The sequence below is a fragment of the Paenibacillus sp. 276b genome, from assembly GCF_900107875.1.
Classification (GTDB): Bacteria; Bacillota; Bacilli; order Paenibacillales; family Paenibacillaceae; genus Paenibacillus; species Paenibacillus marchantiae.
The window spans coordinates 990,208-1,015,657 of sequence record NZ_FNRR01000002.1 but is presented as its reverse complement, the minus strand read 5'-3'; the positions used below and the strand labels follow the sequence as shown (position 1 = coordinate 1,015,657).

Here is a 25,450-nt window from a genome sequence, read left to right as displayed (position 1 = left end):
TCCTATCCTGCCTTGTTCCCTGCTGCTGAACAGAAGAGAAGAAGGCAGTGCAGATTTGCTGCTTTTGTATGATGAGTTCAATCATTCATCGATATGAGGTGTATCCCATTACACCAGCTTGAACGTGCTCTCCAATGTATCGCGGCTATTCGGCCCTACGAAAATGTGGAATGTTCCCTTATCACTGCGATGACTCAAATCGGAATGATGATAACGAAGCTGTTCTTCGTTTAATGTAAATGCAGCCGTACCACTTTCACCCGGTGCGAGTGACAGCTTGACATACCCTTTCAGCTCACGCATTGGACGTACAACTTCACCAGTGACATCACGTACGTACAACTGAACCGTCTCTACGCCAGCACGTTCGCCAGCATTGGTTACACGCACTTGGATTGTCAGAGGTTGATCAGCAGTCATTTCATTGCTTGAAACTTCCAGGTCACCATACTCAAACGAGGTGTATGACAAGCCGTAGCCAAACGGAAGCAGCGGATCATTCGGACTATCAATATATTTGGAAACATAACGCTCTTCCGTCTTTTGCGGATTGAGTGGACGTCCTGTATTAAAATGATTGTAATATACCGGTATCTGACCTACAGATTGCGGGAAGGACATCGTCAGACGCGCAGATGGATTCACCACACCTGTCAATACATCGGCAATGGCCGCTCCACCCTCACTGCCCGGGAACCACGCTTCAAGCACAGCATCGGATTCTTCAAATACACCATGTAAGTCCAGAGGGCGACCGTTGAAAATAACGCTGGCGATTGGTTTGCCGGCTGCTTTGAGCTGTTTAACCAATTCCAGTTGAGCTGCTGGCAAACGAATATCCGTACGCGATCCACCTTCACCACTCATTTCGGAATCTTCACCAAGTGCAAGCACGATCAGATCGGCTTTGCTTGCTACTTCAAGCGCTTCAGCAATCTGTTCAGCGGTGATCGTGTGAACGTTGCTGCCTTGAGCAATATGAACTTTCCCGGCAGTAAGACGTTCCTGCAAAGCAGTTCCGAGTTTAACGGCATCTTCTTTGACACCTTCACAGGACCACCATCCGAGAATGTCTTCACTTTGGGCAAAAGGTCCAATTAACGCTACATTGGCTTCTGGCTTGAGTGGAAGAACGTCATTATCATTTTTCAACAATACAGCAGATTTGGTTGCAAGCTCATACGATACCTGACGATGTTCTTTCGAGAACACGATCTCGCGCTCACGCTCCGGATCCGCTGCACGCAGTGGATTATCGAACAATCCCAGCTTTTCTTTCAGTTGCAGAATACGCAGCACCGCTTCATCAATAAGCTTTTCTTCCACTTCTCCGTTCTTGATCAACTCTGGCAGATGATGAACATAACAAGGTGTCATCATCTCGATGTCCACTCCTGCACGAATGGCGCGGTATGCAGCTTCACGATCATCTTCAGCTGCGCCATGAGCAATCATCTCGCGAATGGAAGCCCAATCCGAGATCAATACACCATCAAAGCCCCACTCGTCACGCAAGATGTCACGCATGAGCTTCTCATTTCCGCTCGCTGGAATACCCTCTACAGTATTGAATGAAGCCATAACCATTTCGACGCCTGCATCCAGTGCTGCCTTGTAAGCCGGTAAATAGTACTCACGCAAGTTGCGTTCAGACATGTCGACCGTGTTGTAATCACGACCACCTTCTGCTGCCCCATATGCTGCAAAGTGTTTTACACAAGCCGCCAGACGATCCGGCTCATCCTTCAAACTGTCGCCCTGATATCCACGTACAAATGCCGCAGAGAACAGACTGTTCAAATAAGGATCTTCGCCTGTCGTCTCCATTACTCGACCCCAACGCGGATCACGAACAAGATCGACCATCGGTGCAAAAGTGACATGGAGGCCAGATACGGCGGATTCACGTGCTGAAATCTCAGCACTTTTCTCAGCCAGTTCGGTGTCCCATGAACAGCCAATGGCTAGCGGGATGGGGAAAATGGTCTTAAAACCATGCACGACGTCCGCCATGAACAAGAGCGGAATGCCGAGACGGCTTTTTTTCAGGTAAGCTTGCTGTACATCTATAATGGCCTGTGCACCAGACAATCCCAGAATGGAGCCACTGGCATCCACGGACTGCTCCGTGATTCCCATCTCTTCCATTGGACCTGTGATCTGACCTTCAACATTGGTTCCTTCATAAAAGTTAGCGGTCAGCTGAAGCAGCTGGGCCGTTTTTTCTTCCAGGGTCATTTGGTTTACAAGGTCTAGCAACTGCTCGTTATTCATAGACATTATCCTCCACTACATGTTGTTGAAATAAAGAACCCGGCTGCGTTCGGGGAGAGACCGCGCACCGGGTTCGATTGGATGGGACAGACAGAACACACCTGTCATATCCCATCTTGCTAATTACTGAATGATTACTTGAATTCTTTGTTCAGTTCATCCAGATAAGGTTGAACCAGGGACATTTTACTGTTTACCCATTCTTTCCAGTTCGCTTCAAGATCTCCATTTTTGAGGATCAAGTTGGCATATTCATTCTGGTAGTCGAATGAAGCCTGACTTTTAGCTTTGGAATCGTACAGGTTGATATCCCAGTCGTATGTTGCGAGTGACTGACCTTCTGTACCGAGTTTTGCTTTTTCCTCGAACAGCTTCACAGCTCTATCACGGTAATCCTTTTTAATTGCAGGGTTTACAACACTAAAGTCGTCACCCAGCAGGTACAGACCTTCGAAACGTGCTGGGTATTTGTCTTCCAGAACAGTTCCTTCTGGCAGCAAGCTAACCAGTTCTTTGTTTTCATCATATTTCCAATCTTTACCTTCGAAGCCCATGTTGATGAGCAGTTGTCCTTCTTTGGTAGTCGAGTAGTCGATCAGATCCATGATCCGTTCGAATTTCTCGTCACTGATGTTCGGATTGAAGATCAATGCAGACCAGAAGTTCGCTTGCTCCATGTTGCGGTATTTCCCATCATCACCCAATACGATTGCTGTGTGTACCAGGTCATCACTATCTACACCCAGATTCTTTCTCATATCGGAATCCAGACCTTGTCTGTACGAAGCCAGTCCGCCCAGACTTGTTACTGCAGCTGTACCTGTTACTTTGAAGTTGTTTTGACCTTCATTGTTTTTCCATGTGTAGAACTCAGGATTGAGCAAGCCATCTTTGTAGGCTTTTTGCATCAATTTAAGTCCTGTCAGAGTTTCAGGATCTGATGGTCCCCAGTGGAACTGTCCATCTTCTCCTTTATAGAACGGAGAGTCAGTCATGGCATGCACACTGTTCGGCATAATGATATTCGTCATGGCATCTGCCGCATTGTAGGACAGAGGTACAAGTTTGTTGCCCACTTTGCCTGGATCTTTTTCTTTCACAAGCTCAGCGTATTCATTCAATTCAGTAGTTGTATATGCATCTTTCAGTTCGAAACCAACCGCTTCAGCCCAGTCTTTGCGAAGCGCAATAACACCAATTTGGTTCGTCAATGGGTCAGCAGGTTTGTTCTCGAAATAGATTGGTCTTGGCAGGACGTATGTTCCACCCGTCAGTTCTTCCAGCTTGTCTCCAAGACCGGTCAACTTGTAGGCTGCTGCCACGTTAGGCCAGCGTTCTTTCCAGTCATCCGGGAATTTGTAGAACAGGCCTTGATCAATACTGTTCATGGCATCGCCATGCACGTAGTTCCATACTGCTACATCCGGCAAATCGCCAGAGTTGATCCACAGACGAAGCTTCTCGCCCCATGAATCCCAATCGATATAGTTGTAATCCCATGTTACATTGAACTTGTCTGTCCAGAACTTGTGGAAGTCATTATCCAAGTTCCCGTTTTTAATTTCTGTCAGGTTAGCTACTGAGATGGTCAGGTTGTCTTTGTAATTTCCCTCTGCATCTTTTTCGTTACCACCTGAAGCTCCTTGGCTGGAACAAGCGGTCACCATCAGCATAACTACACTAAGCGTGATGGCAAAGAGAGCTCTTACTGACAACTTTTTGTTCGTTTTCATGTTTTACCCCCATGTTTTTTAGTAGAATTTTAATGCAAAATCCTATACGTATAATCAGGTCTTGATAGCCCCTGTTAATACCCCTTTGGCAAAGTGTTTTTGCAGCATTGGGAAGAAACACATAATTGGTACCATGGTGACAAATACTGCCGCCATCTTCATACCCATTGAGAAATTGCTTGCTTGGGCAGCATCCACACTGGATGCATTGGATGCGTTCGTCTGGGATGTGACGATAATGTTTCTGAGTACATTCTGGAGCGGTAACTGATCCGCTTTTCGAAGGAATATCATCGCATCATACCAACTGTTCCAGTACGCCACACCGTAGAACAACGTGATTGTAGCCATAATTGGTGTAGCCAGCGGAAGAACAACTGAGAACAGAATTCTCCACTCTCCTGCTCCATCCAATCTCGCCGATTCCATCAGCGATTCAGGCAAGGTATAGAAGTAGTTCATCATCAGAATCATGTTGAAAGCACTGAAGCTTCCCGCCAGGATAACGGACCACAGCGTACCTGTAAGGTGAAGTGATTTCATGATCAGGTACAGCGGTACAATACCACCATTAAAGATCATGGTGAACAGTACTAAGAAAAAGAGAAATTTCTTGAACGGAAATTTGTTGCGACTAAGGCCATATGCCATGCTTGTTGTCAGGAACAAGCTGAGTGGCAAACCGATGACTAGCAAAATAATTGTATTTTTGTACCCCGACAGAATCGTTCCGTCAGCGAACAACGCCTTATAGGAATCCAATGTCCATTCTTTAGGGAACATCAAAAATGGATTGTCAGCATATTCTTTTTGTGTTGCGAACGAGATCATAATGACATTCCAGAACGGAATCAGAATCATCAGAGCAAGCACAAGTAAAATGGCGAAAATAATGTAATCGAGAAATGTCATTTTTTCTGTACCAATTCTCGGTTTTTTGTTAGACTTCTTACTCATTTCATTTTTCCTCCTCTCTTATCGGAACAAACCGTCTCCGCCAAGCCACTTGGCAAATCTGTCTGCGAGAAGCAGCAAGACCATATTCACGAGGGAACGGAACAAGCTGACCGCTGTCGAGAATGAGAAGTCCGTTGAGGACTGGAACGTAATCCGATAGATATATACATCCAATACTTCCGATACATTTTTAGTTGCGGCATTTGCCAAGTTGAAGATCTGGTCGAAACCGGAAGACATCAATCCACCAACCGACAGAATGAACATGACGGTGATTGTTGGAAGAATGTTTGGCAATGTAATCTTGAACATTTGCTGCATACGGGAAGCACCGTCAATCTGCGCCGATTCATACTGATCCTGATCGATACCGGAAATGGCTGCCAGGAAGATAATCGCACCCCATCCGCTTGATTTCCAAATATCCGTCAACAGCAGCATCGGTACAAAGTTAGACTCGGAACCAAGGAAGTTAATGGTTGGCAATCCAAGCAAACCAAGTGCGCTGTTTACCAGTCCGTCATAAGCCAAGACGTTGATGACTACCCCGGATACGATGATCCATGAAAGGAAGTGAGGGAACGTAAGAACCGTCTGGAACCACTTTTTCCCTCTGCGCATCCGCAATTCATTCAACAACAGGGCAAGAATAATCGGGAACGGGAACTGAATAATCAGTTTTAGAATGTTGATGTACAGCGTCCGCCATACCGCGTCAATAAAGGTTGGATCCCGGAAAACGTATTTGAAATTCTCAAATCCGCTCCATGGGCTTCCCCAGATCCCCAGGTTTGCCTTGTAGTCTTTAAACGCAAGAGACAGGCCACCCATTGGCATGTAGGCAAACAGGATCAGCCAGACGAGCCCTGGAATAAGCAGGGTGTACGTCATTCTGTGCTTCCAGATTTCACTCCAGAGCGAATTGCCTTTCAAGTTTCCCTTCAGCTTTTTGCTAGGTCCTTCGGCTGCAGGTTTCAAATTGCATCTCCTCACTCTACTTTGGTCTTGTCGTTATACAGAAAATCAAACATTGTTCTCAGGTGTTGCTCCCAGAATCTCCATTCATGGGTACCCGGTGTCTCCACATACCGAAACTCAAAATCCGTTTCCTGCATGTATTCCGCGAATTTGCGATTCATATCCACAAACGGATCAATGTCACCACAACAACTCAGAATATCCGGTAAATCTCCACCTTGCTTCAACAGCTTGGCAGACAGTGCGTACAGGTCCTGATCAGGTTTTACCTGTAACCGTTCTCCAAAAACCGCTTTCATTTCCTTGATCATGCCTGATGGCATCTCCGGATCGTGAAGCCGGGTCTGAATATCAGTTACACCTGATAAGGACACCGCTTTGCGGTACCTCTCGGGATATGTCAGTGCACATTTCAATGCACCGTACCCACCCATGGATAGACCGGCTACGAAAGTCTTTGCCGGGTCTGTATTGAGATTGAGCTGACGCCTGCAGAATTCAGGCAGCTCCTGAGTGATGTAATGGAAGTAATTCAGGCCGTATTCCATATCGGTGTAATAGCTTCGGTTCGCTTCCGGCATAATGATGGTACAGCCATATTGTTGCGCATACATTTCAATTGTAGTCAAACGTTGCCATGTACTTGCGTTATCGCCTGCCCCATGCAGCAAATATAGCGTACCGCCTGAAGTGTCTCCGGAGTCACTGGACACTACATGTATGCTTGTATTCATGCATAACGTAGGCGATCCGGTTTCGATCGTTATATGCGCCATATGTAACCCCTCTCATCGTCGGCTGCTGTCTGTAAACTTCTGTTTCTCTGCCTTTTTGTTGCAACTTCCAGTGATTCCCCCGTATTTCGCTCGGTTATCGAAACGATTTTCTCGAATCGTTTCAAAACATAGCCAACGTTGATTTACTTGGACTTGATTACAACACATTTTACGTGGAAGCGATTTCTTCGAATCGTTTCGAATAAATCATAATCCCGAAGTACAAACCCTGTCAATAACCTTTTTACAAATTTCGCGCTTTTTTCTCAAAAAACTGATTTTCCGTGATAAAATTTGCGTCAAAAGGCACTTTTAATTTGAAACAATTTCCTTTAAGTAACCGTTTGCACCTATTCATTGACATTGAACTTCGTTTGTACTAACATAAGTTCTAATTTTTGATCCAGATTGCGGAAACGTTTCACCAACAGTTAAAATTCTTCTTTTTTAGAAAGGATGTTAAGATGTCTAGTATTATTAATTCTTTTGTTCATCATATAGATGAGCAGCAGTTAAACGTTCATTCTGTTCGGGTATTGCAGAAAGGGGTTACAATCGGAGCGTGGGATCGCACCAGCGATATGCGCCGCTTACAGCATTCTGTCAGCAAATCGTTCACCTGCATGGCGATTGGACTTGCTTTGGATGCGGGCACACTTACACTTGAATCCAGACTAGGAGACTATTTCACATCACCAACACCTGCTTCCCATTTAACAGCCTTCCCTCCTGCGGACCTCACCCTGTACGATTTGCTGCGAATGTCATCGGGGCATGACGTACCTGTGTTATGGGCAGAAGAGCGAGCCACCCTTCCTGAGAAAGATTGGGCGAAATATTACATGTCCCTTCCTTTGAACAGAGTTCCTGGTGAAACGTTTACATACAGCAGTGCAGATACGTTTATGATCTCCGCCATGTTCCAGGCTGCCTCTGGTCAAACCGTTAAGGACTATCTGACTCCCCGGCTATTCGAGCCACTGGGCATTACGAATGTAGAGTGGGAGACTTCTCCCTTAGGCATTACATTGGGCTGTGCGGGCCTGCAACTCACCAATGAGGAATTAGGCAGGTTCGGTCAACTGTTGCTTCAGGAGGGCCACTGGAACGGCGAGCAGCTCATTCCTGCGGAATGGATCCGATTAGCGACAACACAACAGATCCCTACACCAGGAGACGGCGACTGGGGACAAGGTTATGGATATCAATTCTGGAGATGTTCCCATAACGCTTACCGTGCTGATGGCGCCAATGGTCAACTATGTGTTGTCCTACCGGAGCTGGAGTCCGTCGTTGCCATCAATAGTGATGAACAAAATATGCAAGCCATTCTTGATCATGTATGGTCAGATATATTGCCTATTCTGGAGGGGATCATTTGATTATACGAGCAGCCACTCAGGCAGATTATGCGGAGTTGAGAATCATCTATCTCGAGTCGCGACGTGCCCGGTTCCACTGGGCTAAGCCGGAAGAGCTGTCCCTACAGGATTTTGATACAGACACCGTTGAAGAATATATCCTCGTGGCTGAAAATGAAGAAGGACAGCTTCTCGGCTTCGCTTCGCTATATCTTCCCGAGAACTTTATTCACCTTCTGTTTATCCATCCCGGTTTTATCGGCGGGGGTACAGGTTCACGCTTACTTGATGCGTCAATTTCACTTATGCAGCAGCCTGTTCGATTGAAATGTGTATCTGATAATCATAAAGCAATTGGCTTTTACGAACGACAGGGTTGGAAAAAAGTCATTGAAGAAGGTACACCCGGGGAGAAATATTGGGTGATGGAATACAACACGAATAGCTGAATCCATTCGTTTGATCCCGGTAAATTGGAAGTGGACATGATTTTTCCACACAAAAAAAGTATCATGACCTTTAGAGGCCATGATACTTTTTATTTTACCCGTGCTGTGGAAGCTGGGTCATTTCATCTAAACATTGTGCGCATATGTAACGCTCTTTGAACTCATTGACTTCTTCCATCGATCCACAAAAAATACATTTTGGACGGTATCTCTCCAGAATGATATGGTCCCCTTGTACTAAGATCTCTACAGGATCTCCCTCATTCATTTGATACCTTTTACGCAAAGATTTAGGCAATACGATCCTACCCAATTGGTCAACTTTGCGAACGACTCCAGCTGGCTTCATAGCTACGGCACACCTCTCCTATCTTACTCTAAATTTCTAGGTACATTTGTACTATGTTTATTAATTCGCCAAGATTTTGTCGAATCCTGCTGGAAATAAACATTTTTTGTCCTTTTTTTTGAAAAATGTTTTTTTAGCGAATTCTAACCGTCACTTATACGCGAATTGGATTAATCAAGACCCGGGAAATTAAGTTGACGCAAAGCCTCATACACAATGATTGCTGCTGAGTTTGACAAGTTCAATGATCTGACATCACCTGTCATTGGCATCTTCATACAAGTATCTGGATTAGCAGCAATTAACTCTGGAGGAAGGCCTTTGGTCTCTTTACCGAACACCAGAAAATCTCCATCTTGAAACTTAAAATCGCTATAACGGTTCTTTGCCTTCGTGGTTGCGTAGAAAAAACGCCCATCTGGATACTGTTCCTGAACCTCGGCAAACGAATCATGATATTCAATATGAACGGCATGCCAGTAATCCAGACCCGCGCGTTTCAGTGTGGCATCATCCGTACGGAATCCGAGTGGACGCACGAGATGCAAATGTGTGCCGGTAGCCGCGCATGTACGAGAAATATTGCCCGTATTTGCTGGAATCTCCGGTTCAACCAGAACGATATGTAAAGCCATATGTGTTCAATCTCCTTTTCATTTCATGTAAACGACAATTCTCTAATCTTAAAGAAAAGCCCTCCACACGTCAATGTGGAAGGCTCTGGTAAAGCACAAGTGTGAATGCTTGAATTCACAACTCGCTGCCAGGTTATTTATCCATTTGTCTTCTGGAAGTGGCTCATGAAGTCCGTAAGTGCTTTAACACTTTCATATGGAGCAGCATTGTAAATGGAAGCACGCAGGCCGCCAACACTCCGATGCCCTTTCAGACCAACAAATCCTTCTTGCTCCGAAGCCTTGATAAACTGTTTCTCCAAGTCCTCGTTAGCTAAGCGGAAGGTCACATTCATCAGGGAACGATCTGCCGGATTTACACAGCCACGGTAGAAGTCTCCGGAGGAATCGATCGCATTATAGAGCAAATCCGCTTTCTTCACGTTCTTCTGTTCAATTCCAGCCAATCCGCCTTGTTCCTCGATCCATTTCAGAACCTCATTCACCATGTATACGGAGAAGGACGGTGGTGTATTATAGAGAGAATTGTTGTCCACATGTGTACTATAACGAAGCATCGTCGGAATCGTTTTAGGAGATTCACTAACCAGTTCTTCGCGAGCAATAACAACCGTAATCCCTGATGGGCCCAGGTTCTTCTGTGCACCCGCATAGATCATGCCGAATTGATTAAGGTCAAACGGTTTGCAGAAAATGTCACTCGACATGTCGGCAATAAGTGGAACTGAACCGGTATCCGGGAATGACTTGAATTGAGTTCCCTCAATTGTTTCGTTAGACGTCAAATGAACATAAGCTGTGCGATCCGGGAAGCTAAGATTCGACACATCCGGCAATTTCATATATTTATCCGCTTCGGAAGATGCAGCGACCTGCGTCTCCCCAATCAGTTTCGCCTCAGACAGTGCCTTCTTGGCCCAGCTGCCTGTCATGACGTAACTGGCTGTCTGCCCTTCCCCGAGCAGGTTCATCGGCAGCATGGCGAACTGAGTGCTGGCTCCGCCCTGAAGGAAGAGGACCTTGTATCCCTTGGGGTTGCCTAGCAGAGACAACAAACGCTCCTGAGCTTCATTATGTACAGATTCGTACACCGCTCCACGGTGAGACATCTCCATAATCGACATCCCTGTATTCCGAAAATCAACAAATTCTGCCTGAGCACGCTCCAGAACCTCAAGTGGCAACGCCGCAGGTCCTGCATTAAAATTATACGCTCTCTTTGTCACAAAATCCCCCGCCCTTTCCATCCGTAGCTGACATATGAAGTGAATATTATCGCTATGATATCAGTATTCCCTATCTGCTTCAAGGGCAATAAGCACCGAAGCTGCGAATCAGGGTTATCAAATTCCTTTATCACCCTGCAAAGTTAATGCACTACATCGTTCAATTCAAGGAAAAGCCTCCGAGAGCGAGTCCCGGAGGCTTTACATTGGGAACAGTTTCTGTTCCGACTGGATTAGCAGTCGAAGTAGAGGCTGTACTCATGCGGATGAATGCGAATTGCCACTGCTTTTGCTTCGTCACGTTTGAGGTTGATATAGTTTTCGATGAATTCTTTCGTGAAGACGCCACCTTCAGTCAAGAATTCGTTGTCCGCTGCCAGAGCGTCAAGCGCTTCTTCCAGGGAAGCTGGCACACTGCGGATATTTTCTTTGTCTGCATCAGACAAATCATAGATGTTTTTGTCGAGTGGACCATATCCAAGCTCAGTTGGGTTGATTTTGCGTTTGATTCCATCCAGACCCGCCATCAGCATTGCAGCGAACGCCAGATAAGGGTTAGCTGTGGAGTCCGGTGTACGGAACTCGATACGACAACCTTTTGGTGTCACAGCTGCAACCGGAATACGTACTGCTGCCGAACGGTTACCTTTGGAGTAAACCAGGTTAACCGGTGCTTCATAACCAGGTACGAGACGTTTGAATGAGTTCGTACTAGGGTTAGTCAAAGCAATCAGAGCTGGTGCGTGGTACAAAATGCCTCCGATGTAGTGCAGAGCCATTTCGCTCAGGTTTGCATATCCCGCTTTGTCATAGAACAATGGGGAATCGCCATCGAAGATGGATTGGTGAACGTGCATTCCGCTACCATTGTCACCAAACAGTGGTTTTGGCATGAATGTTGCTACTTTACCATATTGACGTGCAGTGTTATGCACGATGTATTTGTATACAAGCAGGTTATCTGCTGTTTTCTTCAACGTATCAAAACGGAAGTTAATTTCGGCTTGACCAGCTGTCGCCACTTCGTGGTGATGACGCTCGATCGACAGGCCCGCTTCTTCCAAAATGCGACACATTTCACTACGAATATCTTGTTGTGTATCCACTGGAGCTACAGGAACGTATCCGCCTTTAGTGCGAACCTTGAAGCCCAGGTTACCGCCATCTTCCTTACGGTTGGTGTTCCAAGAAGCTTCTTCGGAATCTACGAAATAGGAAGAGCTGTTCGTGCCGCTCTCATAACGTACATCGTCGAAGATGAAGAATTCGGATTCAGGTGCGAAAAATGCTGCTGTACCTACTCCGCTTTCTTTCAGGAACTCTTCGGCTTTGACTGCGATACCGCGTGGGTCACGCTCATAACGCTCGCCATCCGGAGTGAAGATATCACACATAACATTCAATGTAGGGTGTGCTGTGAACGGATCGACAAAAGTCGCTTCAGGATCTGGAATCATAACCATATCGGACTCTTCAATTCCGCGGAAACCTTGAATAGAAGAACCATCAAAGGCTACTCCATTTACAAAAGTGTCTGCGTCAACTGCCGAAGCTGGTAACGAGATGTGGTGCGCACGACCGGATAAATCTACAAAACGAAAATCTACCCACTCGATGTTGTTCTCTTGAATTGATTTCAATACGTTTTCAACCGACATGTATTCGTCCTCCCAAATATTCCGAACATTAAACAACCCCGCTAAGAAAATGTCCATATTCGAATTTTTTTCTGTCGTCATTATAAAATCTCAAATGTGACATCGTCAATACTTATGTAAGGTATTTTTTGCAACTATGTAAGCTATGCTAACATTTTATAAACCTATTGATTTCACTTAACAACGTAAATACACTATATTTAACTGGTTTAATGCGGTAAAGCAGGGGTATATTTACCCTAAATTATGGAAATAACATTACATCATAAATGTTTCTTATCACCTATGATTAATAAATGCGTTCAAGGCTCCAAATAACATAAAAACCGGACATTTTGTCCTAGCCTCATTCTCATCGAACGGAGCCAGGGCAGATGCCCGGATGAACTATATTACCTATGCTATGAAGATCAGTTATACGCCTACTCGTGCTGGAAAGAACTCCGCCGGTTGTTTGGCTGTGTTGAATGTTTTACCCACGATTGGTGCCAATTTCTCCAGATCCTGAAGCAGGTTGGCAAATTGGTCAGGGAACAAAGATTGCACGCCGTCACCCGTCATGGAATTATCCGGGTCCGTATGCATTTCGATAATTAGGCCGTTAGCACCAGCAGCAACAGAAGCCTTCGTCATCGGTTCAACCAGCTCACGGCGACCCGTACCATGACTTGGGTCCGAAATGACTGGCAGATGACTGAGAGACTGCAGAACAGGGATGGCCGACAAGTCGAGCGTATTGCGTGTGTAGGATTCGAATGTACGAATACCACGCTCACACAACATTACATTCGGGTTGCCACCCGCAAGAATGTATTCAGCCGCATTCAACAGCTCATCATAAGTTGCACTGAAACCACGTTTCAGCAGTACCGGTTTGCCACACTCACCCAATTTGCGCAGCAAATCGAAGTTCTGCATGTTCCGTGTACCTACTTGCAGAATGTCTGCGTACTCGGCACAAATATCCACATATTCAGGCGTCATGACTTCTGTAATGGTCAACAGGTCATGTTTCTTGCCTGCTTCAGCCATCATGATCAGACCTTCAACACCCGTTCCCTGGAAGCTGTACGGACCTGTACGTGGCTTAAATGCACCACCGCGCAGCACCTGTCCACCAGCAGCCTTAACCAGTCCGGCAATCTCATCAATCTGTGCAGCTGATTCAACCGCACAAGGTCCGCCCATAACGACGAGTTCTTTGCAGCCAATATCTACTCCTTTGATGGAGATTACGGTATCTTGAGGATGGAAGTCACGGCTTGCCAATTTGTAAGACTTCGAAATCTTGACGACATTCTCCACACCTTTCATTTGACGGAGATGCTCAGCCATTTTCGGCTCTACTTTACCAATAAGGCCAATGATGGTGCGGTCCTCTCCACGCGAGATATGAACCTGAAGCCCTTCCTTTTCAATTGTAGCGACGATATCCTGAATATGTTCCTCCGGAGTAGCTTTACCTGCAATAACGATCATTATAAATCCCATCCTTCCTTGTATGAGAGCGCCTAAGCGCGTCTGATTTAATCTCCAAAACTCTTCTTCACTTAAACGCTTGTTCGCTTTTAAGCTTTTATCCACTAAAGTAAATATAACATATTCACCCTTTTCAGTCAAGCCGACTCTTATCCCCCTTAAAAAAAAGAATCCTGCAGTCAGTCACCGGATTTCGGCTCTGTACTGCAGGATTCTTATAATAATGTTTGTTTACGTTGTACGAGTCTTTTCCCTTACAGGAGGTAATAGCTTGCTCATATTCACCGTACGCTTGATTTCCCATGTTTCCGGCTTGTCATGTTCATATTGCTCCAGATACAGGATGACTTCCTTCGTGATCGGTGTTGGTGTAGATGCGCCCGAAGTAACCGCCACCTTATTCACACCTTTCAGCCATTCCTGCTGAATCTCAGCCACATCTGATACACGATATGCCGTTACACCCGCAATTTCCTCCGATACTTGTGCAAGTCGGTTGGAGTTATTACTGCGAGGATCACCGACAACAATGACCAGATCGGCTTGCCCTGCCTGTTCAGCAACAGCTTCCTGACGTACTTGGGTAGCCAAGCATATCTCATTATGAATTTCTGCGCCTGGATACTTCTCCAGAAGACGGCTCATAATGTGTTTAATGTCCCATTGGCTCATCGTTGTCTGATTCGTAATAAGGATTTTGCCGGGAGGTACGTTCAGTCCGTCAATCTCCTCTTCCTTCTCGATCAGATGAACATGATTGGGTGCAACACCAACCGCACCTTCAGGCTCTGGATGGTTCCTTTTCCCGATATAGATAATGTCATATCCTTCAGCCGTCTTCTCCCGAATAAGGTCATGGGTTTTGGTTACATCCGGACAAGTTGCATCCACTGTAGTCAGACCTTTATCACGTGCCATCTTGCGCACTTCCGGAGATACACCATGGGCAGTAAAGATCACTGTTCCGCTCTCTACTTGGCTCAAAATATCAATCCGGTTCGGTCCGTCCAGTGTAATAATGCCCTCATCTTCAAAAGAGTCCGTCACATGTTGGTTATGCACAATCATACCCAATATATAAATAGGCCGTGGTAGGTCCAGATTGCGTGCCGCCTGGCGCGCGAGCACCATCGCATCCACAACTCCGTAACAATATCCCCGCGGCGAAATTCGCAGTACTTCCACTTGGTTGCCACCCGCTTTCTTTCTCGGCAAAGATAGCCGATGTAATTGCAGTCCTGTCTATTATAACCTTATTCGATAGGCGGAGCAAAGACAACCGGCAACCAAATGATAAAGGTCGTTCCTTCTCCACGTCTGGTTACAACCTCGACAGATCCTTGGTGTTCCTCAATGATCCACTTGGCGATCGACAGTCCCAGACCTATGCCTGGTGTGGCACCGCGCGACTCATCTGCCCGATAGAACCGGTCAAAGATAAATGGAACTTCATCCCGATCCATTCCGATGCCCGTATCACTGATGCGCAGTCCTACCTGACCTTTATAAAGTATTGCATCAAGCGTAACCGAGCCATCTGGAGTGTACTTGAAAGCATTCTCGATAAAAATAAACAACATTTGCTGCAAATAGTCCTTGCTACCGTTCACATAAATGCCATTCAAAATCGATAGATCACCTGGACGCCAGTCAGCCTGGTGATCAAGGAATTGCGATCTGCGAGCCACTTCCTGCACCAGAATCTGCAACGGGATCGGATTCAGTTCGATTTTCTGTCCTGTATCGGCTCTGGCCAAAGACAACATGTCACTGATCAGTCTGCTCATGCGTTTGCCTTCATCCGCCATGTCCTCTATCGCTTCAAGCGACATTTGTTTAACCGTTTCTTCGTCCAGATTCGGTCGGTCCGTGCTCTCCTGATCCCACAGCTTCTTAAGGAAGTCCACATTGCCACGGATCGTGGTCAGCGGTGTACGCAGCTCATGTGAAGCATCAGATACAAATCTGCGCTGAGCTTTATTCGTCTCCTCGAGCCCGCGGAATGACAGCTCTGTTCGTTCAAGCATATTATTTACTGTTTCAATCAGACGCCCAATCTCATCCTTGGGACCTGTGTATTGAATACGCACACTAAGGTCATCCCCGGATTGAATCTGATTGGCGGCATCAATCACATTGACGAGCGGACGCATCGATTTACGAGCCAGAATCAGACCCGAAGTAATGGCAAGCGCCATCGCTACAAGCCAGCCAAAGACCAGAATATTTCGCAGAGCCTCCAGCAATCGTTCCTGGGAACTAACATTAGCACCGACTTGAAGGAGCCCCCTTATTTCATTGGTCCCCTGAAGAGACAAGGGCTGTTGATTCACCAAGAAAGGGGTCCCATTGACATAGATCTTGGATATCCCACGCTTTTTCTGGATCTCATTGGATTTCACAACGGGAAATTGAATCTGAAGTTTCTCCATATTGCCTGAGATTTTACCAGATCTGCTCTGGTAGTCCCACAACTGGATGTATATCTGAGCTTCCTGAAGCTGACTTTCCGTAAAAGGGTCCAGGTCCAGCGACTGTGAGAGCGGATTGACACCAATCTGATTCGTAATTCGTTCACTTTTATCTTTCAGTTGCTGTTCCACTTCTTGATACGTATTAAAATAAACAAAAGCGTAGATCACAACTCCCCAAAAAATGAGTACGGCTGCCAAGATGCCTGAATACCACGCGGTTAATCTTAACCGAATGGACATGTCAGGAGTCACCCCTCAAAATATAGCCGGCTCCCCGGATCGTCTGGATCAAACGTTTGCCGCCGTATTCTTCGGTTTTTTGTCTGAGCATGGCAATATACACTTCGAGCACATTGGATTCACCACTGTAATCATAACCCCAGATTTTATCCATAATCAGATCACGGGACAGCACACGTTTCGGATTTTGCATGAACAGATTCAGCAATTCGAACTCCTTGGCAGTCAGTTCCAGACGCTGACCGTCACGCAACACCTCACGAGAATCATTATCCAGAATAATATCCTCATACATAAGTCGATTATCAGGCGTGTCTGCTATATCCGCTTTACGACGCAATAAGGCACGGACACGAGCCAACAGTTCTTCAAGCGCAAACGGCTTCACGAGATAATCATCTGCACCTGTATCGAGCCCAATTACCCGGCTCTGTACTTCATCTTTGGCAGTGAGCATTAGCACGGGCACTTTGCTCCCCGCTTCTCTGAGTCTGCGGCATACTTCAAACCCGTCAATTTGCGGCATCATGACATCAAGAACCACGATATCCGGCTCTTTATCCATCAGCTTACTGAGGCCCTCCGCCCCATTCGAAGCTGTCTGTACCTCATATCCTTCAAAAGCAAGTCCCCGCCGAAGCATGGAAACGATTTTTTCATCATCATCAACAATCAGAATAGTTGAGCGCATGGTCTTTCTCCTTTATCCCTTAACGTTTTAATCTTATTGTAACAGCCAAAAGCGCAATCTGCATCTTTCCAAACACCTTGTTGCTTTGCGAGTCAGACCTTGATGGAGTACAAACGAATATAGTGCAAAAAAAGCGAAAGGGCCCTCGAACCCTTCCGCTCTTCTAAACCTTATTCTATAACCCATAATTCGGCATTATGGTTGTTGTTGCTGTTGATCCGTCGTTTGTGTAGTATCATAATCGTTTTTGTTGCCGATTTTGAGTTTCACATCCATTTTTTTACCGTCCCGAACAACATTCAGTGTCACTTCACTGCCAATTTCCTGTTTCTTGATGAAATCAATCAAATCCTGACTTGTGCTGTATGCTGTGCCATTGGCACCTGTGATGATGTCATAAGCACGCAGGTCTGCTTGGTAAGCAGGGGATTGATAGATCGTGCTGGCTACAACTGAACCTTCAGTGATATCCGTTCCCATCTGTTTAGCCACTTCAGGCGTAAGGGCCATCAGAGATGCACCAATGAACGGTACGGGCTCTTTGGGAACTTCTTTATTTTCTTTCAAATATTTAACCGCATCCGAGATTACACTCGAAGGAATGGCAAACCCAATACCCTGGGCATCCGCGCTAACCGCAACGTTCATACCAATGACTTCACCATTCAGGTTAAGCAATGGTCCACCGGAGTTACCAGGATTGATGGAAGCATCCGTTTGTAACAAGTGGCTGTACTCACGAGTTTTGCCGGTTTCTTCGTCCGGAATGCTGATGGTACGTTCTTTCGCACTCAACACACCTGCAGTAACTGTATGTTCAAATCCTTCCGGGTTACCAATAGCTACAAGCCATTCACCAACTTGAGTACTGTTAGAATCGCCCAGTGGAGCGACAGGGAAAGCATCATCGCCACTGTTTTTCTCAATTTTCAATACGGCAAGGTCAAGGTCGAAGCTGCTTCCCAGCAATTTTGCTTCATACGGTTTGCTGTTGTTCTCCAGCGTTACCTGAATCACATCTGCACCCTGAACCACGTGTTGGTTCGTCAAGATGTAGCCTTCTTTGTCAAAAATAAATCCGGAACCAATGCCAAGTGGAACCAACTGATTGCTGCTTTGTTGCTGTTGCTGCTGATTATTTTGGCCTTGGTAGCTATCTGTTCCACCATTGCTTCCGTTACCAAAGAAGTATTGGTACAATGGATCGCTCATCGTAGAACCACCCTGGCTGCTGCTGCGTGTAGACTGCTTGGCAAGTGTTTCGATTTTGACGACAGCCGGACTTGTACTGGTTACTACAGAGGATACATCCTCTTTGCCCGTTGGCAGTAATGACGCTGTCACGTTATTGCTGCTGCCTGAGTTAGTAGGAGAAGATGACTGACTGGAGCTTTCATTGTCTGCACTTGTCAGCGCTTCCTGTGGTGTAAACATGTTTGTTCTGTCCGCTGTATACATCAGCACTGTAATGACCAGCATACCGGCGATAAAAGAGAACAGGAGCGATCTTACGGAAGAACGTGGCCGACGGTTATTATAATTCCAATTCCCATTGTTCTTGCCGCCGTTCCCCTGATCTCCTCCGTTGCCTGAACCATTGCCGCCGCCCCCTCTGGAGGACGTATTAGCTTGATCAGATGATTCGTTATTGTAATTACTGTAGTAAGTAGGTACGGGCTTCACGGGTTCAGGTCTTGTAATCTCTACATTTCCTTCTTCACGTTGATTATGTTCCCCATTATGACTTGCTGTATCTTCCTGATTCACGGACTGAAAAGGTCCGTAAGAATAATAATAGGAGGAATCGTCCGTCCCTGATGAATTGCGATTCTCCGCTTGTTTAGTTTCATTTTCCTCGTCTTGACGGTTCGCTCTGTAATTACGTTCGTCCATGCCTCTCTACCTCCCAATCTCTTCTTCGCAAGAGATATTCTTTAACTGTCCTTATTTTGTACTTTAAACCTTAACCGTACCTTAAAAACAATTAAAAAGGAGATAAAAGCACGCTGTTATAGAACATTTTTCCCGCCAAATCTGCATTCTAACCCTTATTCTTCACCCAGCCCTGACGATGAGCGTAGATTGCCAGCTGTGTCCGATCGTCCATTTCACATTTCATCAGCAGATTGCTCACATGAGTTTTGACGGTTTTGATACTAATATGTAGTTCTTCCCCGATGTCCTTATTGGTCTTGCCCTCTGCAATCAGCAAAAGCACTTCCTTTTCCCGTTCCGTCAGGCCGGATTCGTTCTCTCTTGCTGTGCGCTGCCTGATGCCACGGGTCAATGCCTGTGATACGTCGCCTGTCATTACAGGCATACCTCGGTATGCTCCTTGCAGAGCGTAGATCAACTCTTCAGCAGATACTGTCTTCAGCACATAACTGACGGCACCGGCTTCAATCGCTTGTACCACAAGGTCATCCTCCAGAAAACTGGTCAGCATCACAATTTTCATCCCCGGAAATTCGGTCATAATCGCTTGTGTCGCTTCCGCGCCATTCATTACCGGCATCATCAAGTCCATCAGGATCAGGTCAGGCAGTTCGTTTTCTCCCAGCTTGCGCAGCTGATTCAATGCATCCTGTCCGTTACCCGCTTCCCCCATCACATGAAATGTAGGCTCCAGCATAAGATACGTTTTTAACCCCATCCGCACCATATCATGATCATCCACAATCATTACATTTATTATTTCGCTCATTCCGTTTCCCCCTCTGGTTCTTTCGGGAATTTCGGGATGAATACCCGCACCGTCGTCCCCGCTCCCGGCTTCGATATAATCTGAACCTGACCCCCAAGCTTCTCTGCCCGTTCACGCATCGTTGATAATCCGTATGAACCAGGCCGTTCCGCTTGCTGCAAAAACCCCTGACCGTCATCGCTAATGCTCATGCTGATCTGATGTTCACTCTCTCGTATGGACAGGCTGACCAGACCCGCTTCCGCATGTTTTACCACATTAGCGACCGCTTCCTGAATAACAAGAAACAGCTGGTGCTCGATGGCATCGGAAATTCCGCCATCCAGTTCCAGCTCTTTCACTCCTTTTAAACCATTCTGCCTGCAATAATCCGGGAACCAGCTATCCAGCGCTTCGCCAAGATTCCTTCCCTCCAACTCCACTGGGCGAAGCTGAGCGATAAGCCCACGCATCTGCCGCTGTGCGATATGCGACATCTGAATAAGTTGCTCCAACACTTTGCTACCATGCTCGGGATTCATCTCCAGCAAACGTGGTAAGGAAGAAGCCGACATATGCATGGCAAAAAGCTGCTGGCTGACCGTATCATGCAAATCTCTTGCCATCCTTTTTCGTTCTTCAATCACAGCGCGTTCGGATGCCTGTTCCTTTTCAATGACTTCCTGCTCACCAAGCCGCTGAAGCAATCTCATTTTTTTCTCAATCGAATCCATCATGACATTGAATTCCTGATATACCCGTCCGAAGGAGGCATCATCTGCCTCAGGCATACGAACAGCGAGATTGCCCTTAGACACTTTCAGCATGTTGAGATCCAGAAGATCAATCTTGCGTTGAAGCCGTAAGGCGGCAATATAGCCCGTGATTACGGTAGCCAGGAGTACAACAGCAACATAGGTCCACGCACGCTGACGCCCTGTTCCCATCAGCACTTCCCCGTACAGCAAGTAAAACCCGCCCAAAGTAATGAGTCCGGTCAGCGCAAAATACATCATCAGTTCCCACTTATTTGCTTTGAGAATCGTTCGAATCATGCGTTAACCCACCTTGTTCACTTTGACATCTCCAATAAACACACTAACGACAATCCGTACTTTTTTTCCTGCTTCGCGATAATGCGCCGTTTCAGCCTGAGCACTGCTTAGGAATCCACCCCGTTTTTGATTTAACAGCGACATGTCCCCAATAAACGAGTTTGTCGTCACAGTCACACCGAGATCCATATCTTCAGGAACAAATACCTTCACATCCCCAATAAAAGAGGAAATGTTAATTTTCGTCTCACCGTAAGGTATTTGCGCCTTCGTCAAATCAATCACCGTATCGCCAATAAATGCCGAAATATTCATCGGTTTCAGGGAGAACACTTCCTGTCCCATATACATATCACCGATAAATGCCGATTTGTTAATTGTATTCCCATGGCCACCATAGTAATTCGGATCATCATCATAGTGGTCATCGTTATCAAATGTTCCATATTCCTTTTTACTTGAACCGTAACCTTTATGCTTGTGATGATGATGTTGATGTTGATGTTTATGATGGTGTTGATGTCCGTGTGTTTTAGGGTCTTCCTTATCTGTATAGAATGAGCCATGTGAATCATTCTTGTGTTCCTGTTCCGGTTTGCCAAATGTTTTCTCGAACTGTTCATCAAACGAAGACGGCATTTCCAGGTCCTCAGGGGACAATGGCTTATAAGGTGGCTCCGGCGGTGGAGGCGGTGGTACTTGGTCATGGTGTTTCCGGTCACGACGACGGGGTCCGATCAGAACGAACAATCCCCCACCAATCAGCATTACCGGAATTAGGTAGCGAATGAACTCGCCCATGGAATAATCAATCCACCCCAGATTGCGTGCCAAGAAGTATCCACCAATCGCCAGTACAATGGCCGGTCCAATCAATGCATGACTCCCATTACGCCGAATTTCGGTTATACCTTTTACACCCCACCAAATCAAAAATAACGGCCAATATGTTCTGAACATGTATCCGATATCTATGTCATATCCCAATTGCCTGAACAATATTATTGCGCCAATCGCAATAAGAGGAATGCCAACCCACCAGCGGTCCCGCGTAGATCGTTTCATCGCTCATGTCTCCTTTGTCTGTATTCTGTATCCAGTTTACATCAGACAAGGATTGGTTAACAGCGGCGGCAGATGGAATTGATCTCAGTCTCCAGACCGAGACGGAAGGGTATTTATGTAAAATATTAAAAACACCCTGGAGAAATACTCCAAGGTGTCTGTGCATTGATTTACTTTTGTGATTTGCCTGTGTTCTCAGTACCGAACTCAGCATTGTATTTTTCATCAGGTGTTTGGAAGTTATCCTTCACTTTGTTTTGGTGCGATTGTTTCACTTTGCTTGCTGCATTCTCTTCTCCAAACTCTGCATTGTACTTCTCGTTTGGCGTTTGTGAACCTTGAGATTTCTTAGCCACGACGATCACCTCTCTCTTCATATTTACATTGCATGTCTGCAACGCGGGGTTCGTCCCCAGAGAGTATTATGTGAAGAGTGCGCGTGCGTTATTCATGTATTAAAATTCATCATCATTATACGGCCTTGTCCAGCCATGAATCGGGTACGGATTTGTACACATCGATGGCTTCTGATAATTCTTCCAGCATTTTTTCAGTGCATTTTCCAGCACCTTGTTTGATCACCTGTACTTCGACGTCCTTTTTGCCCCATTCTTTATACACTTGCTTTGTGGTAGGGAAATAAAGATCAATTTTATTGCCCTTGATCGCCGAGCCCGTGTCTGCAACGATGCCGTAACCGTAACCGGGAATATATAAAATGGAACCCAGTGGGAACAGCTTCGGATCAGCTGCAATCGTTGAGACCGTTTCTTTATCACGGCGCACCTTTACACCTGAATACGTGATTCCGTATTGAGGATGTTTTGGGCCTTTTCCGGTTGATTCCACACCTGCAGTGTATCCGGTAGCCGTCACTTTATGCGTGTCCAACACCTGTTCTGTACGCGGAGCGAGCACCGGCATGGATGGGTCAACTCCGGTCTGCTTCTCCGGAACTTCCGGCCGTAGAATAACAATAGGCTGTGGAGACCATAAAAACCCCATATAGACCAAGGTTGTGAGCTGAGCCTGATCGCTGTATTCATAAACTGCCGTTTCAGAATGTACGCCTTCAAGCTCTCCTGAAGTTTCGCTGTGCTGATTCTCCACATACATGACTTCATTTTCCTCTTCGAAGGTATATGCTTCTACCTGATTCCAGCCCAAGACTACTCCGGCGAACATTACACAACAAGAGATGATGAACCTTATGTTTTTCTTTTGAATTAAGAATTGCTTTTTCATTATAGAACCTCCCCCTTACTGCAAAGGTTTTCCAAAATGAAAAAATTCTATACTTTTCACCTATTAAGGCTTTTAAACCGGATGTCAGAAAACCAGAAAACAACAAAAAAAACCGTCTGAACCCTTGGATTTACTCCAATATGATTCAAACGGTTTTCTATTATAGAACCCACAATTCAGGATTACACCAGTCTTGTTGCAATCTCTTCTTTGAGCTGGGCTACAATTTCGTCCACAGGTTTCATGCCGAGGTCGCCTTCTCCACGTTTCCGCACAGATACACCCTCTGCATTACGTTCATTTTCACCAACGACGAACATGTAAGGCATTTTCTCAAGCTGTGCTTCACGAATTTTATAACCAAGCTTCTCGTTACGCAGATCCGCTTCAGCAGAGATGCCTGCACGTTTCAGTTTCGCTTCCACTTCACGTGCGTAGTCGTCGAAGTTGCCGGATACAGGAATAACCTTCGCCTGTACAGGAGACAACCACAGTGGCAGAGCCCCTGCAAAGTTCTCCAGCAAGAATGCAGTGAAACGCTCCATCGTACTGATTACACCGCGGTGGATAACGACCGGACGATGTTTCTGCCCATCATCTCCCACATATTCAAGCTCAAACCGCTCTGGTAAGAGGAAGTCCAATTGAACGGTAGACAATGTCTCTTCTTTGCCCAGTGCTGTCTTGATCTGAACATCCAGTTTTGGACCATAGAATGCCGCTTCGCCTTCTGCTTCATAGAATGGAAGGTTGAGTTCTTCCACAACTTCACGGAGCATGCGTTGGGACATTTCCCACATCTCGTCATTCTGGAAGTATTTCTCGGTATCCTGAGGATCGCGGTAGGACAGACGGAAACGATATTCGTGAATGCCGAAATCTTTATAAACCGTTTGAATCAGCTCAATAACACGAGCGAACTCTTCCTTGATCTGATCCGGGCGTGCGAATATATGAGAATCGTTCAGCGTCATCGCACGTACACGGTGCAGACCTGTCAACGCGCCCGACATTTCGTAACGATGCATCATGCCAAGCTCGGCAATCCGGATCGGCAGATCACGGTAGCTGTGCATGCTGGACTTGTACACCATCATGTGGTGAGGACAGTTCATCGGACGAAGAACAAGTTCTTCATTGTCCATAACCATTTTCGGGAACATGTCATCCTGATAGTGCTCCCAGTGACCTGATGTTTTGTACAATTCAACATTACCCAGCACCGGTGTGTACACATGCTGATATCCGAGGCTCTCTTCCAAATCCACGATATAACGCTCCAACGTCCGGCGCAGCTTGGCACCATTAGGCAACCAGATTGGCAGACCTTGTCCAACCAGTTGGGAGAATGTGAAGATTTCGAGTTCCTTACCCAGTTTACGGTGATCCCGTTTACGAGCTTCTTCCAGGAAGTGCAAATGCTCATCAAGCTGTGCTTTTTTCACAAAAGCTGTACCGTAAATACGTTGCAGCATTTTGTTTTTGCTGTCTCCACGCCAGTAAGCACCGGCAACATTCATCAGTTTGAATACTTTGATTTTGCTGGTGGATGGTACGTGTGGTCCACGACACAAGTCGAAGAATTCACCTTGCTCATAAATAGTGATAACACTGTCTTCTGGTAAGTCACGAATCAATTCGAGCTTGTAAGGATCGCCCACTTCTCCGAAGATTTTGATCGCTTCCTCGCGGCTAACTTCCTTACGTACAATCGGCAAGTTCTCATTAACAATACGTTCCATTTCCTTCTCGATCTTTTGCAGATCTTCGGGATTGAGAGGTTGTTCCAGATCCATATCATAGTAGAAACCATCTTCAATGACAGGACCAACGCCGAGATGTACCTCTTTGTTTCCATATAAACGCTTCACAGCTTGAGCGAGCAAGTGAGCTGTACTATGACGCATCACTTCCAGGCCTTCTGGTGAATCCAGTGTTACGATCTCCACCAATGCTCCCTCATGAAGTGTTGTGGACAAGTCCACCACGATTCCATCCAGTTTGCCGGCTACGGCATTTTTGCGAAGTCCGCTGCTGATCGAAGCGGCCACATCTTCAATGCTGCTTCCGTCGGCATACTCACGAACCGAACCATCGGGTAGTTTAATGTTAACTGCCATTT

General features: G+C 46.1%; 22 protein-coding genes. 2 read left to right on the top strand and 20 right to left on the bottom strand.

Annotated elements, in window-relative coordinates; translation table 11 throughout:
- Positions 1-108 precede the first annotated feature (108 nt).
- The 5 genes from bglX to BLV50_RS15645 form a co-directional block, all read right to left on the bottom strand.
- Positions 109-2,274 (bottom strand): beta-glucosidase BglX, encoded by a 2,166-nt coding sequence (gene bglX / locus BLV50_RS15665; RefSeq protein ID WP_079696556.1) that lies wholly within the window; start codon positions 2,272-2,274, stop codon positions 109-111.
- Positions 2,275-2,408: 134 nt separating this feature from the next.
- Entirely contained in the window at positions 2,409-4,007 is a 1,599-nt protein-coding gene (locus BLV50_RS15660; protein WP_063564251.1) for a type 2 periplasmic-binding domain-containing protein, read from the bottom strand.
- A gap of 54 nt (positions 4,008-4,061) precedes the next feature.
- Complete coding sequence (locus BLV50_RS15655; RefSeq protein ID WP_063564250.1) at positions 4,062-4,964, bottom strand: carbohydrate ABC transporter permease; 903 nt, start codon at positions 4,962-4,964, stop codon at positions 4,062-4,064.
- Positions 4,965-4,982: 18 nt separating this feature from the next.
- On the bottom strand, positions 4,983-5,942 hold the full coding sequence (locus BLV50_RS15650) for an ABC transporter permease (RefSeq protein WP_063564249.1): 960 nt from the start codon (positions 5,940-5,942) through the stop codon (positions 4,983-4,985).
- A gap of 11 nt (positions 5,943-5,953) precedes the next feature.
- Positions 5,954-6,718 (bottom strand): alpha/beta hydrolase, encoded by a 765-nt coding sequence (locus BLV50_RS15645; RefSeq protein ID WP_064639416.1) that lies wholly within the window; start codon positions 6,716-6,718, stop codon positions 5,954-5,956.
- 464 nt (positions 6,719-7,182) lie between these two features.
- Here BLV50_RS15645 and BLV50_RS15640 point away from each other — a divergent pair, with 464 nt between their 5' ends.
- Positions 7,183-8,100 carry a serine hydrolase domain-containing protein gene (locus tag BLV50_RS15640; protein ID WP_090808690.1) on the top strand — a complete coding sequence of 306 codons (918 nt, stop codon included), beginning with the start codon at positions 7,183-7,185 and terminating at the stop codon, positions 8,098-8,100.
- A complete protein-coding gene (locus BLV50_RS15635) occupies positions 8,097-8,528 on the top strand; it encodes a GNAT family N-acetyltransferase (RefSeq protein WP_072734025.1) in 432 nt (143 codons plus the stop codon). Before BLV50_RS15640 ends, BLV50_RS15635 begins: the two co-directional genes overlap by 4 nt.
- Before the next feature lie 94 nt (positions 8,529-8,622).
- Here the strand turns inward: BLV50_RS15635 and BLV50_RS15630 are convergent, their stop codons facing one another.
- The 15 genes from BLV50_RS15630 to thrS all read right to left on the bottom strand — a co-directional run bounded on the left by BLV50_RS15630 (position 8,623) and on the right by thrS (position 25,448).
- Complete coding sequence (locus BLV50_RS15630; protein WP_024629045.1) at positions 8,623-8,877, bottom strand: AbrB/MazE/SpoVT family DNA-binding domain-containing protein; 255 nt, start codon at positions 8,875-8,877, stop codon at positions 8,623-8,625.
- A gap of 170 nt (positions 8,878-9,047) precedes the next feature.
- The gene (trmL, locus tag BLV50_RS15625; RefSeq protein WP_064639422.1) at positions 9,048-9,512 is read right to left on the bottom strand and encodes a tRNA (uridine(34)/cytosine(34)/5-carboxymethylaminomethyluridine(34)-2'-O)-methyltransferase TrmL; all 465 of its coding nucleotides are present in this window, start codon (positions 9,510-9,512) and stop codon (positions 9,048-9,050) included.
- 137 nt (positions 9,513-9,649) lie between these two features.
- Positions 9,650-10,759 carry a 3-phosphoserine/phosphohydroxythreonine transaminase gene (serC, locus tag BLV50_RS15620; protein ID WP_170867852.1) on the bottom strand — a complete coding sequence of 370 codons (1,110 nt, stop codon included), beginning with the start codon at positions 10,757-10,759 and terminating at the stop codon, positions 9,650-9,652.
- 212 nt (positions 10,760-10,971) lie between these two features.
- Entirely contained in the window at positions 10,972-12,396 is a 1,425-nt protein-coding gene (gene glnA, locus BLV50_RS15615) for a type I glutamate--ammonia ligase (RefSeq protein WP_063564243.1), read from the bottom strand.
- 414 nt (positions 12,397-12,810) lie between these two features.
- Positions 12,811-13,875, bottom strand: coding sequence for a 3-deoxy-7-phosphoheptulonate synthase (gene aroF, locus BLV50_RS15610; protein ID WP_090808688.1), 1,065 nt, complete (start codon positions 13,873-13,875; stop codon positions 12,811-12,813).
- Positions 13,876-14,106: 231 nt separating this feature from the next.
- Entirely contained in the window at positions 14,107-15,060 is a 954-nt protein-coding gene (locus BLV50_RS15605; protein WP_072734026.1) for a 4-hydroxy-3-methylbut-2-enyl diphosphate reductase, read from the bottom strand.
- A gap of 68 nt (positions 15,061-15,128) precedes the next feature.
- Entirely contained in the window at positions 15,129-16,589 is a 1,461-nt protein-coding gene (locus BLV50_RS15600) for a sensor histidine kinase (protein WP_063564240.1), read from the bottom strand.
- Between the two features lies 1 nt (position 16,590).
- Positions 16,591-17,280 carry a response regulator transcription factor gene (locus tag BLV50_RS15595; protein WP_063564239.1) on the bottom strand — a complete coding sequence of 230 codons (690 nt, stop codon included), beginning with the start codon at positions 17,278-17,280 and terminating at the stop codon, positions 16,591-16,593.
- Positions 17,281-17,475: 195 nt separating this feature from the next.
- Positions 17,476-19,173 carry a S1C family serine protease gene (locus BLV50_RS15590; RefSeq protein ID WP_090808685.1) on the bottom strand — a complete coding sequence of 566 codons (1,698 nt, stop codon included), beginning with the start codon at positions 19,171-19,173 and terminating at the stop codon, positions 17,476-17,478.
- A 148-nt stretch (positions 19,174-19,321) separates the two neighbouring features.
- Positions 19,322-19,984 carry a response regulator gene (locus BLV50_RS15585; RefSeq protein ID WP_090808683.1) on the bottom strand — a complete coding sequence of 221 codons (663 nt, stop codon included), beginning with the start codon at positions 19,982-19,984 and terminating at the stop codon, positions 19,322-19,324.
- Positions 19,981-21,018 carry a HAMP domain-containing sensor histidine kinase gene (locus BLV50_RS15580; RefSeq protein ID WP_079696552.1) on the bottom strand — a complete coding sequence of 346 codons (1,038 nt, stop codon included), beginning with the start codon at positions 21,016-21,018 and terminating at the stop codon, positions 19,981-19,983. The genes BLV50_RS15585 and BLV50_RS15580 overlap by 4 nt, the downstream gene beginning before the upstream one ends.
- A 3-nt stretch (positions 21,019-21,021) precedes the next feature.
- The gene (gene liaF, locus BLV50_RS15575) at positions 21,022-22,083 is read right to left on the bottom strand and encodes a cell wall-active antibiotics response protein LiaF (RefSeq protein WP_079696551.1); all 1,062 of its coding nucleotides are present in this window, start codon (positions 22,081-22,083) and stop codon (positions 21,022-21,024) included.
- A gap of 170 nt (positions 22,084-22,253) precedes the next feature.
- Positions 22,254-22,460, bottom strand: a complete 207-nt coding sequence (locus BLV50_RS15570; RefSeq protein ID WP_079696589.1) for a hypothetical protein — start codon at positions 22,458-22,460, stop codon at positions 22,254-22,256.
- A 94-nt stretch (positions 22,461-22,554) separates the two neighbouring features.
- Positions 22,555-23,088, bottom strand: a complete 534-nt coding sequence (locus tag BLV50_RS33670) for a 3D domain-containing protein (RefSeq protein WP_083584755.1) — start codon at positions 23,086-23,088, stop codon at positions 22,555-22,557.
- A gap of 422 nt (positions 23,089-23,510) precedes the next feature.
- On the bottom strand, positions 23,511-25,448 hold the full coding sequence (thrS, locus tag BLV50_RS15560; RefSeq protein ID WP_063564234.1) for a threonine--tRNA ligase: 1,938 nt from the start codon (positions 25,446-25,448) through the stop codon (positions 23,511-23,513).
- Positions 25,449-25,450 lie beyond the last annotated feature (2 nt).